This window comes from Sphingomonas trueperi (assembly GCF_040545965.1).
GTDB lineage: Bacteria > Pseudomonadota > Alphaproteobacteria > Sphingomonadales > Sphingomonadaceae > Sphingomonas > Sphingomonas trueperi_C.
Map to the genome: position 1 here is coordinate 474175 of NZ_JBEPMV010000001.1, position 17887 is coordinate 492061.

Annotated in this window: 13 protein-coding genes; 4 read left to right on the forward strand and 9 right to left on the reverse strand. The window is 68.3% G+C overall.

Annotation, left to right across the window (positions count from 1 at the left end; all coding sequences use genetic code 11):
• Positions 1-62: 62 nt before the first annotated feature.
• From panB to ABIC35_RS02330, 5 genes are all read right to left on the reverse strand, one after another.
• Positions 63-923, reverse strand: a complete 861-nt coding sequence (panB, locus tag ABIC35_RS02310) for a 3-methyl-2-oxobutanoate hydroxymethyltransferase (protein WP_121078791.1) — start codon at positions 921-923, stop codon at positions 63-65.
• Positions 924-971: 48 nt separating this feature from the next.
• The gene (locus tag ABIC35_RS02315) at positions 972-1403 is read right to left on the reverse strand and encodes a hypothetical protein (protein ID WP_354278196.1); all 432 of its coding nucleotides are present in this window, start codon (positions 1401-1403) and stop codon (positions 972-974) included.
• Positions 1404-1487: 84 nt separating this feature from the next.
• A complete protein-coding gene (locus tag ABIC35_RS02320; RefSeq protein WP_121078795.1) occupies positions 1488-1835 on the reverse strand; it encodes an ArsC family reductase in 348 nt (115 codons plus the stop codon).
• A 6-nt stretch (positions 1836-1841) separates the two neighbouring features.
• Positions 1842-2252 (reverse strand): GNAT family acetyltransferase, encoded by a 411-nt coding sequence (locus ABIC35_RS02325; protein ID WP_121078797.1) that lies wholly within the window; start codon positions 2250-2252, stop codon positions 1842-1844.
• A gap of 7 nt (positions 2253-2259) precedes the next feature.
• The gene (locus ABIC35_RS02330; protein ID WP_354278197.1) at positions 2260-3522 is read right to left on the reverse strand and encodes a YceI family protein; all 1263 of its coding nucleotides are present in this window, start codon (positions 3520-3522) and stop codon (positions 2260-2262) included.
• A gap of 272 nt (positions 3523-3794) precedes the next feature.
• Between ABIC35_RS02330 and ABIC35_RS02335 the strand changes: the two genes are divergently transcribed.
• The 4 genes from ABIC35_RS02335 (at position 3795) to ABIC35_RS02350 (ending at position 8675) form a co-directional block, all read left to right on the forward strand.
• Positions 3795-4760: a proline iminopeptidase-family hydrolase gene (locus tag ABIC35_RS02335; protein ID WP_121078801.1), complete on the forward strand. Its 966-nt coding sequence runs from the start codon at positions 3795-3797 to the stop codon at positions 4758-4760.
• An 81-nt stretch (positions 4761-4841) separates the two neighbouring features.
• A complete protein-coding gene (locus ABIC35_RS02340; protein WP_121078803.1) occupies positions 4842-6917 on the forward strand; it encodes an outer membrane assembly lipoprotein YfiO in 2076 nt (691 codons plus the stop codon).
• A 22-nt stretch (positions 6918-6939) separates the two neighbouring features.
• Positions 6940-7626 (forward strand): DUF3142 domain-containing protein, encoded by a 687-nt coding sequence (locus ABIC35_RS02345; protein WP_354278198.1) that lies wholly within the window; start codon positions 6940-6942, stop codon positions 7624-7626.
• Positions 7627-7736: 110 nt separating this feature from the next.
• On the forward strand, positions 7737-8675 hold the full coding sequence (locus ABIC35_RS02350) for a hypothetical protein (protein ID WP_354278199.1): 939 nt from the start codon (positions 7737-7739) through the stop codon (positions 8673-8675).
• A gap of 16 nt (positions 8676-8691) precedes the next feature.
• On the opposite strand, the gene ABIC35_RS02355 is transcribed toward ABIC35_RS02350, so the two are convergent.
• The 4 genes from ABIC35_RS02355 to ABIC35_RS02370 form a co-directional block, all read right to left on the reverse strand.
• On the reverse strand, positions 8692-10443 hold the full coding sequence (locus ABIC35_RS02355) for a ShlB/FhaC/HecB family hemolysin secretion/activation protein (RefSeq protein WP_121078807.1): 1752 nt from the start codon (positions 10441-10443) through the stop codon (positions 8692-8694).
• 3 nt (positions 10444-10446) lie between these two features.
• Positions 10447-16149: an MBG domain-containing protein gene (locus tag ABIC35_RS02360; protein WP_121078809.1), complete on the reverse strand. Its 5703-nt coding sequence runs from the start codon at positions 16147-16149 to the stop codon at positions 10447-10449.
• Positions 16150-16523: 374 nt separating this feature from the next.
• Positions 16524-17171 carry a DUF6445 family protein gene (locus tag ABIC35_RS02365; protein WP_121078811.1) on the reverse strand — a complete coding sequence of 216 codons (648 nt, stop codon included), beginning with the start codon at positions 17169-17171 and terminating at the stop codon, positions 16524-16526.
• The gene (locus tag ABIC35_RS02370) at positions 17168-17884 is read right to left on the reverse strand and encodes a SapC family protein (protein ID WP_121078813.1); all 717 of its coding nucleotides are present in this window, start codon (positions 17882-17884) and stop codon (positions 17168-17170) included. Before ABIC35_RS02370 ends, ABIC35_RS02365 begins: the two co-directional genes overlap by 4 nt.
• Positions 17885-17887 lie beyond the last annotated feature (3 nt).

The following is a 17887-nucleotide window of genomic DNA, read 5'->3' on the forward strand; positions in this document are numbered from 1 at the left end:
TGGGTCTGATGCGGCCGCGGACCTTAGCGCCGCGTGCCGGTAACGCAAATCGCCCTACTCCGTCAGTCCTTCGGCGCATAGACCTGATCCGGTCCCGGAAAGGCCCGCGACCGTACCTCGCCCGCATAGGTTTCAACCGCGGCGGAAATGCGGCCAGCCAGATCGTCATAGCGCTTCACGAAGCGCGGGGTGCGCTCGAACAGGCCGAGCATGTCCTCGGCGACGAGCACCTGGCCGTCGCACTGGGCCGAAGCTCCGATGCCGATGGTGGGGCACTTCACCGCCTTGGTAATCTCGACCGCGATCGGCTCGACCACGCCTTCGACCACAATCGCGAAGGCGCCCGCCTCGTCCATCGCCACCGCGTCACCGACCAGCTTGGCATGCTCCGCCTCGCTGCGGCCGCGCGCGCCATAGCCGCCGAGCACGTTGATCGCCTGCGGGGTCAGTCCGATATGGCCGATCACCGGGATGCCGCGCTCGTTGAGGAACTTGACGGTCGGGGCCATCGCCGCGCCGCCTTCGAGCTTCACCGCCGCCGCGCCGGTTTCCTTGAGCAGCCGCGCCGCGCTCTCGAACGCCTGCTGCGGCGAGGCTTCGTAGCTGCCGAACGGCATGTCGATGACGACCAGCGCATGATAGCTGCCCCGCACCACCGCCGCGCCGTGCGCTGCCATCATCTCGAGCGTCACCGGAACAGTGGACGGCAGGCCGTAGATCACCTGGCCCAGGCTGTCGCCGACCAGCAGCATGTCGCAGGCCGCGTCCATCAGCTGCGCCATGCGGACGGTATAGGCCGTGAGCATCACCAGCGGCTCGCCACCCTTGCGCTTGCGGATCGCCGGCACGGTCATGCGCTTCATCGGCGCAGGCGTGGGATTGGCGCGGCTGGTGGCGGTATCGAGCGTGAGCTGGTGCGACATGGCGCGCGGTCTAGCGGGTCGCGAGCGGGGTTGCCAGCCCGCTCCGGGTCAGCGCAGCCAGCCGCGCCGCGTCGCCATGCCGGCGAGCCAGATCTGGAAGATCGCGACGCCAAGGATGAAGGCGGGAATTACGAAGGCCTGCACCGGCCCCGAAAGGCCGCCGGTCGCGAACAGATAGCCGAACTGCACGATCACCGCCGCGAGCGAGACGACGTACAGGATGTTGGCCTTGCGCGAGCGGCGGAGCATGGCGAGCGAGCCGAGCAGGCTCGCGCCGACCCCGATCGCATAATCGACCAGGAACCACCGCGGAACCGCCTGATAATATTCCCAGTTCCAGAAGCTCGGCTCGCTGCCGCGGGGCAGCGACAGCGTCGCATGGGCATAGAAGACGAGGCAGCCGAGCAGCCCCCACAGGACCAGCATCGTTGCGACGGTGCGAAACCAGCTGGCTGGCCGTTGTCGAATATAAGACGCCATGCGATCCCAGTAACCCGTTTCGTTTATCGTGTTAATTTAGGATAAACACGGTGGTTAGGCCACGAATACGTTAATTTTTCGTGCTCAGAGCAACGCGCGGGCATAGCGTTCTGCCGCGAATCCGATCAGCAAACCGCCCGGATATTCCAGAACCGGACGTTTGATCATCGAAGGCTGCGCGATCATGAGCGCACGCGCCTTCGCCGAATCAAGGTCGTTCTTGTCCATCTCCGGAAGTTTGCGGAAGGTTGTGCCGGCGCGGTTCAGCAACGGCTCCCAGCCCTGCGCCGCAATCCAGTGGTCGAGCCGCGCAGGATCGACGCCCTCGGCCTTATAGTCATGAAACACATAGCGAATTGCGTTGGCATCGAGCCAGGCCCGCGCCTTCTTCATCGTGTCGCAATTCTTGATTCCGTAGAGCCCAATGGTCATGCACACTTAGTGGAGGAAACGGCCGAGGGTCACAACCGGCTGCACCTCCAGACCCAGCGCGCGATAGAAACCGACCGCCGCATCATTGCCTTCGCGGACCATCAACTGAAGCTTGGGGCAGCCCCGCGCGCGCAGCCAGGCTTCGGCGGCCGCCATCAGCGCCCGGCCATGCCCCTGCCCCCGCGCCGACTCGGCAACCGCCAGATAATAGACCCAGCCGCGATGCCCGTCCTCGCCCACCATCGCGGTGCCGAGCAGTACCGCATCGTCGTGGAGCAACAGGACCGCGGACGTCGCGCCCTGCACCGCGCGATCGAAATCGGCAGCCGGATCGTTCCAAGGACGCGTGAGCCCTGCCGCCTGCCACAGGGCAATCACGACGTCCCGATCGGCAGCTTGGGCTGCGCGAACCTCCATTCTCCGCCTACTTCGCGTCGGCGGAGAAGCGGAACGTCACGGCGATGGCGTCCGGGATGGTGCTGGGATCGCTCCACTGGCCCTTGCCGACCCCGAAGGCGAGGCGCTTCACCGTCGCGGTGCCGCTCGCCTGGGCATGGTCGCCGTCGATCTTGAGCGTGAAGCTTACCGGCATCGGCTTGCTCGTGCCGGCCAGCGCCAGCGTGCCATCAGCGATATAGCCACTCCCCTGCTTCCGTATCCGCGACGCGGTGAAGCGCGCTTTGGGATGCGCAGCAACGCCGAAGAAATCGTCGCCCTTCAGCGTGTCGTCGCGCTCCGAATCGCCGCTGCTCACCGAGGCGAGGTCGATGTCGACCGCGATCTTCGAATGGGCGAGGTCATCGGGGCTGAACTGGATGTCGGCGGTCCAGCGGGTGAATCGACCGTTGATCGTCTCACCGCTATAGATGGTGCGGAACGCGAGCGTGCCGCCTGGTGCGACCTTCCAGCTGCGCACCGGTGTGGCGGCATCGGTCGGCGAGGCCGACGGTGACGGCGTCGGCTCGGGGCTGGCCGAGGCTTCGGGAGTCGGAGTCGGGGCGGCCGGCACCTCGGGCGTCGAGCCTGGGGTGGGCAGCGGCTGCGAGGGCGTCGGCACCTCGGCATGGCCCTTGTACCGCCACGAACCAGCGAAGAACGCCGCGACACACGCCGCCAGCGCCACGACGACCGCAATCGACAGCGCCGGGCGCCGCGACAATGCCGACGGCATCATCCGCCCGATCACGTCGTCGCGGAGCAGATGGTGGCGCAGCGCGCCCGCCACGTGCAGCACGAACAGCCCGGCGAGCAGCCAACCGATCAGCCCGTGGATGGTCTCGGCCGGCTCGTTCCAGGCCGCGCCCAGCGGCAGGTGCGGCAGCGGGATCGTGCCGAACAGCAGCGTCGGCAGCTTCACCCGCGCGGTGGAGACGATGATCCAGCCGGTGATCGGCCCCAGGATCATCACGCCGTACAGGCCCCAGTGCACCGCGCTCGCGAGCAGCTTGAGCGCGGGTGCGCCCTCGGCCGGCGGACGCGCGACGAACAGGCGGGTCAGCAGCCGCGCGAGCGACAGCACCAGGATCAGGATGCCGACCGACTTGTGGAACTGGAAGGCGACGAAAAGCGAGGATTTCGGCAGATCCTCCAGCGCCCAGCCGAGCCCCAGCTGGAACAGCAGCAGCAGCGCCAGCGCCCAGTGGAGCAGGATCGCGATCCCGCTATATCGTTGTCTCAGCCCTGCCACTCCCAGCCTCGTCCTTCGGGAACGCGCGCAACCCGGTGCGGCGCACGGAAGCGCATGACCCGATGTCCGAGTCGATGGCGCAACGACCCGATGTTGCGCGCATCGCGGCCTGATCGGCAAGTGCACCCGCGGAAACGCTGGGTTGCGGGCACGAGGCTGGCGTAACCGACACCACCCGTACCTGCTTATAGGTGCATAAGCGTACGTGCCCGCGCAGATCGCGCTCGGGCGAAGGCGGAGGTCGCGCCGCCCCTGTAGAAGTGGATTGCACGATGTTCGAACCCTCGCGTCGCCAGCTCCTGTCCCTCGCCGCCGCCGGCGCATTGCTGCCTGCCGGCCGCGCGCTTGCCGTGCCGGATCTGCCGCGCGAGGTCCGTCGCATCACGGTCGCGGGCAAATACCAGGTGTGGACCGAGCGGGTCGGCACGGGCGCGACCAAGGTGCTGCTGCTCCATGGCGGCCCGGGCTTCTCGCACGACTATATGGACTGCTTCGCCGACTTCCTGCCGCAGGCGGGCTATGAGCTCTATTTCTACGACCAGCTCGGCTGCGGCCAGTCCGATCGGCCCGACGACACCAGCCTGTGGACGCTGCCGCGCTATCTCGACGAGGTGGAGGAGGTCCGCGCCGGGCTCGGGCTCGATCGCTTCGTGCTGGTCGGGCATAGCTGGGGCGGCATCCTCGGCATCGAATATGCGCTGCGCCACCCCGAGCGGCTCAGCGGCTTCGTCCTGTCCAGCATGACCGCCAGCTTCGCTGACTTCGCCGCCTATACCGGCCAGCTGAAGCAGGCCCTGCCCGCCCCGATCCGCCGGCAACTCGCCGCGCTGGAAGCGGCGGGCGAGCAAGGCGGCGAGGCCTATGGCAAGATCCTGCAGGACGAGCTCTACACCCGCTATATCTGCCGGCTGAAGCCCTGGCCTGCGCCGCTCACCCACAGCTTCGAGGTGGCGAACGGCACCATCTACAACCAGATGCAGGGCCCGAACGAATTCGTCGTCACCGGCAACCTGCGCAACTGGGATCGCTGGCACGACCTGCCGAACCTCCAGGTGCCGACACTGGTGATGGGCGCCCGCTACGACGAAATGAACCCGAAAAGCATCGAGCGCGAGGCGAGACTGATTCCCGGCGCGGAGCTGTTCCTCAGCAAGACCGGCAGCCACCTCACCATGTGGGACGACCAGCGGGCCTATTTCGACGCGATCCTCCGCTTTCTGGCGAAGCTGCGGCGCTGAGGGCGCCGATTACGGCGGCTATGGCGCCGCGCGCGCCACTGCGGTAGGCGCACGCCCGCGTGTTTCACGGGGGCGTATAGTATGATCCGGACGGTTCTCTTCCTCTTGCTAGGGCTGGGCGCGCTGTGGAGCGTACCTGCCCATGCGAGCGGCGATTACAGCTGCGGCCCCGCCTGGAAGCTCAACTACACCGCCTATAGCGGTTGCGACGACCTCGCGATGCTGGGCCCGCGCAATGACAGCCGGACCAATCTCGCGCTGCTCCTCGCGGACCTGCCCGGTGCCCCCCGCCTGGTGGCACCGGCCAAGCCTTCGGTGTTCCTGGACATCGCCCTGCTGATGCCGCGCTCCGCCGATGGCGGCAGCCCGTACTTCTCGGACGGGGAAGGATCGCGCTGCCGGAGCAACGTGGCGGGCGCGGCGCGCTTCGAGGCCGCGATCCGCGCCAATGCGAAGGTGCCCGAGCCCGAACGCACGGCCCTCATCGGCGCCCGAAAGGGGCTGGAGCCCGATTGTAGCCAAGGCACCGCTGGCACCGCCGCGCTCGTCGCCGCGGTGAACGGCGCGAAGTCGGAGGCGGGCAAGGCCTTCGCCGCCTATCTCGACGGCGCGGCCGCCTTCTACGCCGGCGACTTCGATGGCGCGGCGGCGCGGTTCGCGTCGCTCGACAGGGCCCGCGATCCGTGGCTGCGCGAGACCGCGCGCTACATGCTCGGCCGGGTCGCGGTGAACCGGGCGCAGGTCGACTATTACGACGATTATGGATCGCCCAAGGACGGCGCGAAGGTCCCGCCGAAGCTTGTCGCCGAGGCAGAGGCGGCGCTGCGCGGCTATATGAAGGCCTACCCCAAGGGCGAATATTTCTTCTCGGCGCGCGGGCTGCTGCGCCGTGTCTACTGGCTGGCGCAGGACCGGACGAAGCTCGAGGCGGAATATGTCGCGCTGTTCGCGCTGCCGGATGCGCAGCGCGGCATCGACGCGGTGTCGCTGGCGCAGGAGATCGACGCCAAGTTGCTCACGGGCGCGACCGCGGACACGTTGCACGATCCGATCCTGCTCGCCGCGTTCGACCTGATGCATATGCGCGCCGCAGAGGGTAGCGACCCGTGCTGCCAGCCGCTGCCGCATGCAGCCCTCGATGCCCAGCGCCCCAAGTTCGCCAGGAACCCCGCGCTGTTCGCCTATCTCCAGGCGGCCCATGCCTATCATCTCGGCGGGCAACCGCAGGAAGCGCTGCAGCTCCTCCCCGACGCTTCGCATCAGGCCAGTTTGAGCTATCTCGAGTTCAGCCGGCAGATGCTGCGCGGCATGGCGCTGGAAGCGCGCGCCGACCGCAATGTGCGCGGCTTTTGGGTCGACCTGCTGTCCGGCGCCAAGGCGCCTGGCCAGCGTCCCGTGGTCGAGCTGGCGCTGGCGCTGCACGAGGAACGCCATGACGGGCTTGCCCGCCTGTTCGTGCCCGATTCGCCGATCCGCTCGCAGGAAATCCGCGACCGGCTGCTGATGAATGTCGCCGATGCGAAGCTGCTGCGGCAGCAGGTACAGGCTGCGGGCGCCTCGGCGCACGAGCGCGACGTCGCGCTGTTCACGCTGCTCTACAAGGAAGCGACGCGCGGCTCGCACCGCGATTTCGTCGACGATGCGCGGCTGGTCCCGGCGAACGCATCTGCCGACGCAGACTATTATTTCGATTTCAGCGACGCCAAGCCGCTGCCCACCGCGTTGTTCGTCAAGGGCAAGAAGCTCGGCGACTATGGCTGTCCGGCCTTCCCCGAAACGCAACGCCGCCTCGCCGCGACGCCCGGCGACCCCAAGGCGATGCTGTGCCTCGGCGAGTTCACCCGGGTAAACGGCTTTGACGGGTTCTTCCTGGATAGCCAGCCTGCAAAGGACGAACTCGGCGGCACGCCGACGCGCTTCGCGGGCGCGCCCTATGCGCGTCTGGACGTCTATCAGGCGGTGATGGCCTCCCCAGCCGCCTCACCCGACGACAAGGCCTATGCGCTGTTCCGCGCGGTCAATTGCTACGCGCCCAGCGCGTCCAACGCCTGCGGCGGCGGGGGCGTCGAACTGGCGGTCCGCAAGGGTTGGTTCCAGCGCCTGAAGCGCGACTATCCCAAGTCGCGCTGGGCGCAGGAGCTACGCTATTATTGGTAGGCGTCTGAGGCTGCTGCTGGCGTTGCCGCTGCTGCTCTCGGCAACCCCGCCGCAGACGCCGCCAAGGGCCACGGTCGATGCCGGACGCTATGACGCCTTCTGGCTTTGGGCGGGGGTCAGGCCGCAGCCGGCACTTGCGCGCGCCCGCCGGATCTATCTGTTGCAAGGCGCAGTGGTCGGTGGCGATGCGCCGCGGCTGATCGCGCAGCGGCCGGCCATTCCGCGGATACGCCATGCCGAGCTGTGGATGGTGCTGCGGGTCGAAACGCTTGCCTGGACCCCGCAGATCGACGCGCAGCTGCTCGCAGCACTCCAACGCTGGCAGCGCGCGGGAAACCGGATGGCCGGTGTCCAGATCGATTTCGACGCGCGGACACGCCACCTCGATCGCTATGCCACTTTCCTCAAGACGCTGCACGCGAAGCTGCCTTCACGATACAAGCTGGGCATCACCGGGCTGCTCGACTGGAGCGCCAATGGCGACCCAGAGGCTCTGGCGAACCTTGCGGGTGTCGTCGACGAGGTCGTCGTGCAGATCTACCAGGGGCGGCACGTCATCCCCGGCTACCAGGGCTATGTCGCCAAACTCGACCGCCTGCCGATCCCCTTCCGCATCGGCCTGCTCCAGGGCGGCGAATGGACACCGCCCCCGGCGCTCGCCGCCAATCCCCGCTTCCAGGGCTATGTGGTCTTCCTGCTGAACCCGTGAGCCGCGCTCCCAAGCAGCAATCCCGGAACATCCGGAGCGCGTACGACGCTGCTGGCCGGGACGCCGCGACGAAGATATGGTCACACCCAACGACGTTGGGGAGTAACGGGATGAAGCTGGCAGCAGCGGTGGCGGCGCTCACCATGGGGGCACTGGCGATGGCGGATGCGTCCGCCACGCAGACATCGCAACAGGCCTATGAGGCCATGCCCGACACCACCGGCACCGGCCCCTACCCCGCCGTCAAGCGTACCGATCCCGGCTTGCCCGAGCATGTCCTTTATCAGCCCGCCGACCTCTCCAGATTGGGCAGGAAGAAGCTGGGCGTGCTGGTGTGGGGCAATGGCGCGTGCAGCGACGACGGCGCGAGCGTGCGCTTCCACCTCGCCGAGATCGCCTCGCATGGCTATCTGGTGATCGCCCCCGGCCGGGTGCTGACCGGCCCCGGCGCCCCGCCGCGGCCGCGGCCGCAGACGCCGCCCCCGCCCGGCCCGCTCGGCATCAAGACGACGACCGCGCAGGTCGCCGCCGGGATCGACTGGGCCCTTGCCGAGAATGCGCGGCAGGGCAGCCCCTTTTTCGGCCGCATCGATCCTCGGTTGGTCGCGGTCTCCGGCCATAGCTGCGGCGGCCTGCAGGCGCTGGAGATCGCCGCCGATCCGCGCGTGCACGCGGTGATCGTCCACAACAGCGGGGTGTTCAAGGACGGCACCAACCCGATCCGCGGCATCACCATCGACAAGGCGGCGCTGCGCCGGCTGCATACCCCGGTGCTCTACATCATGGGCGGCCCGTCGGACATCGCCTGGCCTAACGGCACCGATGATTTCGACCGGATCGACACGGTGCCGGCGATGCTCGCCAGCCTCGATGTCGGCCATGGCGGCACCTTCCAGGACACCAATGGCGGCCGGGTGACGCCGGTCGACGTCGCCTGGCTGGAGTGGCAGCTTCGCGGCGACGAGGCCGCCGCGCGCTGGTTCCGAGGCGCCGACTGCCGGCTCTGTACCGATCCTGCCTGGACGGTGCGCAAGAAGCGCATCGACTGAACGCGCTGCGGGCGCCTCAGAGCGCCAGGGTCGCCCGCACGTTTGCCCGCACATCGCCCGCGCGGGTTGCACCAAGCGTCTTCATCGCCACCCCGACATCGCCCGACACTGCGAGATCCCGGCCCAGCGCCCAGTCCGCGCCTGCCCCGGCGGCGCCGACGGGTCCCGCGTCGCCGCCGCGCAGGCGACCGGCATAGCCGCCGTCCAGATACAGCCAAGGCTCGAGCGCCGACGCCCATCGGCCCCGCCCAATCCGCAGCGGATCCAGCCGGAGCTCGTCGCGCAGCACCGCGCCGCGATCGAACGCGCCGTCGTCGAGCGTGTACGCCCGCACCTGCCCCCGTCCGCCGATGCCCAGCATTTCGGTCTGCGGCAGCGCGGTGCCGGTGAACTGCCAGTTCAGCTGATGGACCAGGCTGAAGCCCGGCAGCCGGGTGCGCCGCGAGAGCACGCCGCTGGCATAGGCGTAGTGCGCCTTGCCGAACTGGTGCTGCGAAGCCGCCTCGAACGCCGCCATGGTGTTGAACCGGTCGATCCCGCCGGGGCTGACATGCACGGCGATGTCGATCGCGGTCGAGCCCAACGCATCATTGGCCTGCAGCGCATAGCCCGCCGTGACCTGGCCTACATGGTAGCGCGACGTGGGCCGCACCAGCAGCGTGCCGAACAGCAGGTCGCTCGCCTGGGTCTTCCAGTCGAGACCGGCATAGACCTCGCCCCGCAGCCGCGACGCGACATTGGCCAGCGCGGTGCGGACGGTCAGGCCGTATTCGCGGGTATGCTGGCGCGAATCGAACGCCTCGAACGGCTGGTTGGAACGGATGTCGCCGAAATTCGCCTCGACGCTCGTCCGCGGCGCGAGCGTCATCCACAGGCGTCCCGCCTGGCCGACATAGCGGCTGCTGCCGCCGGGATGCGCGCCGAGCCCGGTCAAGCGCTGGCCCGAGGTGGTCAGCTGATAGCTGCCATAGCCGTCGTGCAGCCCCGGGAGGCGGGCCAGCGCATAGAGGAAATAGCGGCCGATGCCGGTATTCGGGCTGCCGCTGTTCGCATAACCGCCGCCGATCGCCCAAGGCCGCTCGCGGGTGGCGACATAGGTCACGTCCGTGGTGCCGACGCGCTGCCCCGGCTCGAAGACTGCCTCGACCCGGCGGAAGGGGTAGCGATTCAGCCAGTCGAGATCGTCGCTGAGCGCCTGCGCGTCGATCGTCGCGTCCGGGCGCTGGCGGATCCCCGCGGAAAGATGCGCAGCCTCGCCCGCGCTCGCCCCGGAGATGCGCGCCTGACCTAGCCGGAATTGCTCTACACGCAGCGTCAGCTGGCCCGAGGAAATCTCCTGCTCCGGCGCCGAGACATGCACGAACGGGCGGCCATGATTGCGATAGGCCTTGGCGATGGCGGCCTTGATCGCGCTGATCTCACGCTGCGACAAGGGCCGGCCGATGAAACGGCGCAGCCGATCGGTCAGCCACGGCGCGTCTTCGACCCCTTTGAGGCGGACGCCGCTGTCATCGGGCGCGGCAACCGCGTCGCCGGCGAGCAGCGTGATGCCGCGCAGCGTCACGCCCAGCGGCGTCGGGTCGGCAGCGGGGTCGACCTCGACTGGGGGCACTGGGGAAACCGGCTCCGGCTGGAGCGAAGGCGCCGGGTTGCGCTCGATCGCCTGCGCCAGCGCCGCATGCGGCAGCACGATGCCGCATAGCGGCGCGAGCCGAACGAGCAGGCGGGCGTTGGGCGCCAGGCGGCGCGCACGAGAGATGGTCTGCACGGTTCAGTTCTGCCGCTTGAAGAAGATGCCGGGAAAAGGTCGCATCGGAATGGGGCCATCCGTTCGCGGGCCGCGGCGTGCGCCATCCGCACCCCGCCAGACGGCCGCGGGGGCGCCGTCGCCGGCCAATCGGATCGACAGGGGCGTCGGCCGCACGTTGGGATCGCGCACGATCAGGCCGGTCGGCGCATTCTGGTAGACGATCGCATAGTTGGACAGCCCCGTCCCCGACGCGTTCGTCACGGCGATCGCATAGGGATCCGGATCATAGGGCGCTGCGGCGCCGAAGCCTTCGCTCCACAGCGCGACCCCGTCCACCCGGTCGCCATTGACCAGGCCGATCGCCTGGAAGCCGATGCCGCTGGGATCGAGCGCGGTGCCCAGCACCTTGCTGCTGTCCTGCGCCTGGATGATCAGCGGGCGCGGCGCCACAGCCAGCGTGCCGCCGGTGAAGCTGAGCGCATAGTTGGCGCTCGCGCTCAGCGTCCCCTGGCCGATCGCATAGCTGCCGACCGGGCTGGTCGCGCCGGCAGAGGTTTTCAGCGCGCCGGTCAGCGTGCCTTGCAGCGTATCCCCGTGCACCAGGCCGGCTGGGTCGACCGCATAGGCCAGCGTCGGCACGGCATCGCCGTACACCATGGTGCGGTCGCCTGCCGTCACGGCAAGCGTGCGCGGGGCGATCGAGAGGTCGGCGCCGACGAAGTTCAGCGCGTAATTGCTGCCGACGCGCAGCGTCCCTTGCTCGATCGCATAGCTGCCGGCCCCGCTCGTCGCGGTTGCGCGCGTCGCCAGCGCACCGCTCAGCGTTGTCTGCACGGTGTCGCCGTTGACCAGCGCCGCGCTGTCGACGCCATAGCTGAGCGTCGGTAGCGCATCGCCATACACGATCGATCGCGCATCCGCCGTCACGGTGAGCGGACGCGGGGTTACCGCCATTTTCCCGCCGACGAAGCTGAGCGTGTAGTTGCTGCTCGCCGCCAGCGTGCCCTGCCCGATCGCATAGCTGCCCACCGCGCCGGTCGGCGCAGCGCTTGTTGCCAGCGCGCCGCTCAGCGTATCCCCATTGGCCAGCCCTGCACCGCCCACCGCATAGGTGAGCGCCGGCACGCTGTCGCCATAGATCATGCTGCGATCGTTCGCGGTCACGGTCAGCGGCCGCGGAGTGACCGCCAGCGTCGCACCGGTGAAGCTCAGTGCATAATTGGCCCCGGCGCTCAGGCTGCCCAGGCCGATCGCATAGGTGCCGACTGCGCTCGCCGAACTCGCAGCGGTTCCCAGCGCGCCGGAAAGGGAGTCGCCGTTGACCAGCCCCGCGCCGCCCAGCGCGTAGGTGAGTGTCGGCAACGCATCGCCATAGACCATGCTGCGGCCGTTCGCGGTCACGGTCAGCGCCCGCGGGGTGACCGAGAGATTGCCGCCGGCAAAGTGCAGCGCATAGTTGGATCCGGCGGTCAGCGTACCCTGGTCGATCGCATAGTTTCCGACCGGGCTCGTCGAACCCGCGCTGGTCGCCAGCGCGCCAGCCAGCGTGTCGCCATTGACGAGCCCGGCGCCGCCCAGCGCATAGGTCAGCGTCGGGATGCCGTCGCCATAGACCATGCTGCGATCGTTCGCATTGACGGTCAGCGATCGCGGCGTCACCGACAGATTGGCCCCGGTGAAGCTCAGCGCATAGTTGGCGCTGGCTGCCAACGTTCCCTGCCCGATCGCATAGCTGCCGACCGGGCTCGTCGCGCCCGCACTGGTCGCCAGCGCACCGCTCAGCGCATCGCCATTGTCCAACCCCGCGCCACCCACATCGTAGGTCAGCGCGGGCGTGCCGTCGCCATAGACCATCGTTCGGTCCCGCGCCGTCACGGTCAGCGCACGCGGCGTAACCGACAGCGTGCCGCCGGTGAAGCTGAGCGCATAGTTGGCCCCGCCGCTCAGCGTGCCCTGGCCGATCGCATAGCTGCCGACCGGGCTGGTTACACCTGCGCCGGTCCCCAGCGCGCCGCTCAGCGTGTCGCCGTTGACCAGCCCCGCGCCGCCCAGCGCATAGGTCAGCGACGGGGCGGCGTTGCCATAGACCATGGATCGGTCGTCGGCACGCACGGTCAGCGCCCGCGGCGTCACGGCGATGCTGCCGCCTAGCATGCTCAGCGTGTAGTTGAGGCCGGCGCTCAGCGTACCCAGCCCGATCGCATAGGTACCCACGCCAGTGGTGGGGCTGACATTGGGCGCCAACGAACCGCTCAGCGTGTCGTGATACATCAGCCCCCCGCCGCCCAGCGTATAGCGGAGCGTGGGCACGGCGCTCCCATAGACCATCGTCAGGTCGTCCGCCGTCACCGTGAGCGCGCGTGGGGTGATAGACAGCGCGCCGCCGACGAAGCTGATCGCGTAATTGGGGCCGGCGTTGAGCGTGCCCTGCGTGATCGCGTAGCTGCCGACCCCGGTGAAATCGCTGCCGTCGGTTGCGAGCGCGCCCTTCAGCAGGTCGCCGTTGACGAGCCCAGCGCCACCGAGCCGGTAGCTGAGCGCGGGCACCACGTCGCCATAGACCATCGCCGCGTTTTCCGCCGTCACCGTCAGCGACCGCGGCGTCACCCGCACGTCCGCGCCGGTGAAGCGCACCCTGTAGTTGTTGCTGGCGCTCAGCGTGCCTCGCGTGATCGCATAGGTGCCGATGCCCGTCGTCGAGGTTGCGCTGGTCGACAGCGCGCCGGTGAGCGTGTCGCCATGGACCAGCCCGTCGCCGCCCAGCAGATAGGTGAGCGCCGGCACGCTGTCGCCATAGGCCATGGTCGCGCCGTTCGCCGTCACGTCGAGCACGCGCTCGCCGATGTGGAGGCTTGCCGTCATGTCGGCATAGACAATGTCATAGCCCGATTGGGTCGACGCCAGGCTGCCCGCGGCACGTACCGTGTAGAGGCCGGCATCGACGCAACTGCCGTTGCCGCCAGAACAACTATAGCCGAGGGTCCCGGTGATCAGCGCGGGATCGGCCGCCCGCCCGTCCGCGCCGCGAATGACGGCGCCGTAACGCGTCGCCTGGTTGGTGCCGTCATAGAGCACGCTTGCCGACAAGTCGCCGGTCAGCGAAACGGTCGCCGGCTTGAGGAAGGCCTTGAGCAGCGGCGCGGTGGCACCCTCGTAGATCCGCCAGGCCTTGTTCTGCCCGCCGCTCGAGTCGAGGTCCCAGTTATCGTAGGACATGGCGCTCTTGACCGACGCCGTACTGTACAACCCGCGGGCGGTGACGTCTGTCGTATAGAGGTTACCGTTCGCTCGATACTGGCCCGTCGCATTTACGTCCCAGCGGACCTCGGTCAGGGTTCCGACGCTGGCGCCCGCGATGCCCCCGCCCGTCGTAAAGTCTAGGGCCTTCACCTTTCCGGAGGCGTAGGCATATTCAATCACGCCCTCCGAATAGCCGACAAGCCCGCCGGCCTCCGTAGCGGCCGTAACATTGCCGGTGGCGTAGACGTTGCGAACAATCTGGTCCGCCGAGCCATCCCAGCTATTGACACCGATGAGCCCGCCGGCGTCCGCGACTGTCGCGATGACGTCCCCGGTGGCGTAGGATAGCTCGATCACGCCGCCAACATTTGCACCGACGAGACCGCCGATCTCCACCGACCCCTTCACGGCGCCGGTTGCGAAAGATCGCGAGATCGTGCCGGCATTATAACCGACCAGTCCGCCCACGGTGGGTCCGGGCACCCGTCCGGCCGCGGTAGCCAGATAGTACCGGTCCGCGATGACCGGCGCACTGGCGGAAGAATCGGTGATGGTGGCCCCGAAGGCATTGGAGCCTACCAAGCCGCCGACATTGCGCGCGCCCCAGACTTCCTGAGTCTCCGTAAGCTGGGCACCGATGATCTGGCCGAAATTTTCCCCGACCACCCCGCCGACGTTCGAGTTGCCGGTAGGGGCGGACTGTACCCACACATTCCGGATCGTGCCCCTATTGAGGCCGACCAGACCACCGATGTCCCCGCCGGCAGCTGTGGAAACGGAGGAGACAAGGCGGACATTCTCGATGGTGCCGTTGTTGGTACCCGCCAACCCGCCCATGAAACTGCTGCCGTTGTCGCTCCAATCAAAGATGTCGACCCGGCCGATCACCAGGTTTCGCACCGCCGATCCGCCATTGATCGTACCGATCAGGCCGACGTTCGTCGCCTTTGTGGGGCGGATCGTGAAGCTGTCGATGGTGTTCCCCAGCCCATCCAATACGCTGGCCAGAACGGGCACCGGGGTGTTTGTAAAGGCGGCGTATGGCAGGTTGTGCGCGAGCGCGAACGGCCCCGCGTTGCCGTTGATCGCCTTCAGTTCGTCCCAGGAATATAGGAGCTTGTAAGTCTCATCGTTGATGCGGAGCGCCTGCCCCGGCTGATTATCGGCGAAGCTGATGGCGCCTGCAGGCGCAAAGCCGATTTTGCCGCCCGTGCCGCCCTGATTGGTGCGCAGCACCACGGACCCCGGGCCGTTCACGGCGATCGGAGCATTCACCGCGATGCCGTGATAGGCGTTGAGCGTCAGCGTCGCCCCGGTGTTCCACGCCAGGCCGGCGTTGATCAGGATGTCGCCCGCGCCGTTCGCGTCGCCGTTGCCATAGGCACTGGCGCCGTTCGCGCCGGTGGTGAGCGTCACCCCGGTATTGTTGCCCAGCGTGGCGTTGATGGTGGACGCTGCCGCCGCATCGACGATCAAATCCTCGGGATCGATCAGCCAGGTGCCGCCGCTCGCGTCGATCGTCGAGGCATCGATGCGCAGCCGCGCACCCGAGGTCTCGATCGCGCCAGCATATCCACCCGCACCCTGTGCCCGGATCGTTCCCGCCACCTCGGTGCTGCCGGCGTCGCTGACCAGCCACACCTTACCGTCGCCGCGGCGGACCCCGGTGGCGTTGATCGTGCCGACGCTGTTTCCCGCCAGCGCATAGACATTGCCCTGCTGCGCGCGCAGCTCGACATTGGCGGCGGCGATCGTTCCGCCATTGGCCGCACTGGTCTGGGCGTCGCCATAGAGGACGGAGAACAGTCCGCCGGCGTCATGCGCGGCGTCGCGGAGCAGCACCTTGTTGCCGGCGATCATGCCGACGGTGCCGTTCGCGGCGGAGAGGCTGCCCTGGTTCTCCACCACCGCGCCGATCAGCGCGACATTGCCGCCGAGCGCGCCGACCTTGCCGAGGTTCACCACCTTCGCCCGCGAGGTGCCCGTGAAGGTCAGGCTGCCGCCCGCCAGGAACGCTGCGTCGGGGACGTCGAGCGTCGAAGCGATGAAGCTGCCGCCGGTATCGACGACGCCCCGTGCGCCGATGACGACGCCGTTGGGGTTGACCAGATACACCGATCCGGTTGCCCGCAGCAGCCCATCGATCGACGACACCGCGCTCCCCGTCACCCGGTTGAGCGTCGCGCCAGAGCCGTTCTCGATCAGCACGGCGCCCTTCTCGCCAATCGAGAAATCGGCCCAGTCGATGATCGCGCGGTCGCTGCCCTGACGGATCGTCATCGTGCTGCCCGCCTGACCGATCGTCGCCTGGCCCGCGACGACATTGCTCCCGCTCGGCAGCGTGCTCTGCGCTTGCGCGGCGAGCGGCAAGGCACCACCGAGGATCGTCGCACCGAGCAGCAGGCGGCGCACGTGGTGGTTCCCGTTGCGCGGCAGGATGGCCTCGCGATGGTCGACAAAGGCGGCGCGGCGGCGCGTCAGCATATTTTCCACTCGCTCACGAATGGAAGTGGCGTGCGACGCGCAGCCGCACCGGCACACATGGATTCAGGCAGGCAGAAGGCCGCGAATAGCGACGATGGCGCGCGCGCCCCGGCTGGCGCACCATCGTCGCCCCCCTGTTCGCCAGCGCGGACGCGCCTTCCCCCCGGAAGGCGACGTCCTTTCCCGCGCAGCATCATGCCCCCATGATCCCCGTTGTGCTCGCGCGGCAGGCCACCGTCGGGCTCGAGCCGTCAAGGCCACGCAGCAAGTCTGAGACGCGGTGGCAGGAGATTGAGATGTTTTGCAGCATCACGGCCGGAGCAGCCGCAGACAGGCCCCGCCCGGCTAGCGCCGAACGACGGCCGGTAACCGGATCAGGAGAATCGGAGCAGCGAGGTGATGGTCAGGCGCGGGCCGGTGGCCGCCATGTGCCAGGAGTTGGCGATGTCGCCGGCATGCAGGCAGTTGGCCGGATAGAAGATCAGGCGATTGAAGGCGAGCGGGGCCTGACCGATGCGGACGAATGCCGGACTGTCGCCATCGTGATAGACCTTGGGCGGAAGACCGTGAGTCTGGCCGTCCCTGGACAGTGCCTGTCGCCATAGCGGCAGGCGCTGGGCGGTGATCCGCTCGAAGCCAGTCATTCGGTGCCGGTAGAAGCTGGTTCCACCGTGCGGCGCAGCGCACAGATAATGGACCGCTGCCACGATCGCGTCCGAGCAGTCATCGAAATGAGGGATACGCTGGATCGGGGCAAGGCGCACCGGATCGTCGCTGGCTACCGCGAAGCTCGCCCGCAGGATGGCGGGATCGCTGCCGACCGCTGCGCCCCCCGTTTTCACCAGCCAATCGGCATATCCATCGGGCACCGGGGCGCGCAGGCCGGGATAGAGGTCGCCCTCCTCCCGCTCGAACGGCAGGCGCCTCGCCGCCTCCACCAACAGGCCGGGCGCAGGATGGGCATCGTCTACCTGCCAAAGCGGCACCTGCTCCGTCCCCATCCGCGTCGCCGCGACGGTCATGCCCCGGGGGCAAACCACGAAGCCTCGGTCGCGAGCCGGGCATTCTTGCGCCGCACCAGCCCCGCCACGTGATCGAGCGACAGCGCCATCGCCGCCAGCACCATCACCTGATCCCAATCGCCGAGCGCCGCCGCCTTCCGGCCCAGCGCACGCTCATCGATGCCGTACAGGCCGGACAGCGAGGCGGAAGTGCCGTTGTGAAAGGCGACTTCCAGCTTCACTTCGCTGACCAGCCGATGTTCGGTGACCAGATCGACCAGCACCGCGGTGGGCGCCTGCTCGGCTACCAGCTGACCGAGGATCGCCTGCACCGACTGGAGATAGGCGCTGTCGCTGCCGTCGGGCTCGACGATGCCGACTGGCCCGTCCGCGACGATCGCGGCGCTGTCGCTGTCGATGCAGACCTGCCCCTCCAGCGGACCGCTGCCGACGAAGAAGGGCAGCCGCAGCAAGTTGAGCGGCACGTGATCGGCATCGAACGTCGTGCCGTCCCAGAACAGATTCTCCTGCGGCTCCAGCCCGAGCAGCGCGGCAGGGTAGAACTGACCGGTCTCGCCGTCCTTGGCGAGGAAGACAGGGAACTGGCTCGCCACCTTGCGGATCTCGCCCGCGACCAAGGGCACAAGGTGGACGCTCGCCGCCGCCGCGAGCGCGCGGGGCGGATCCAGGCGCAGTCCTGCGTGGTCCTTGCGGGTGAGTTGCACCAGATTCATCGC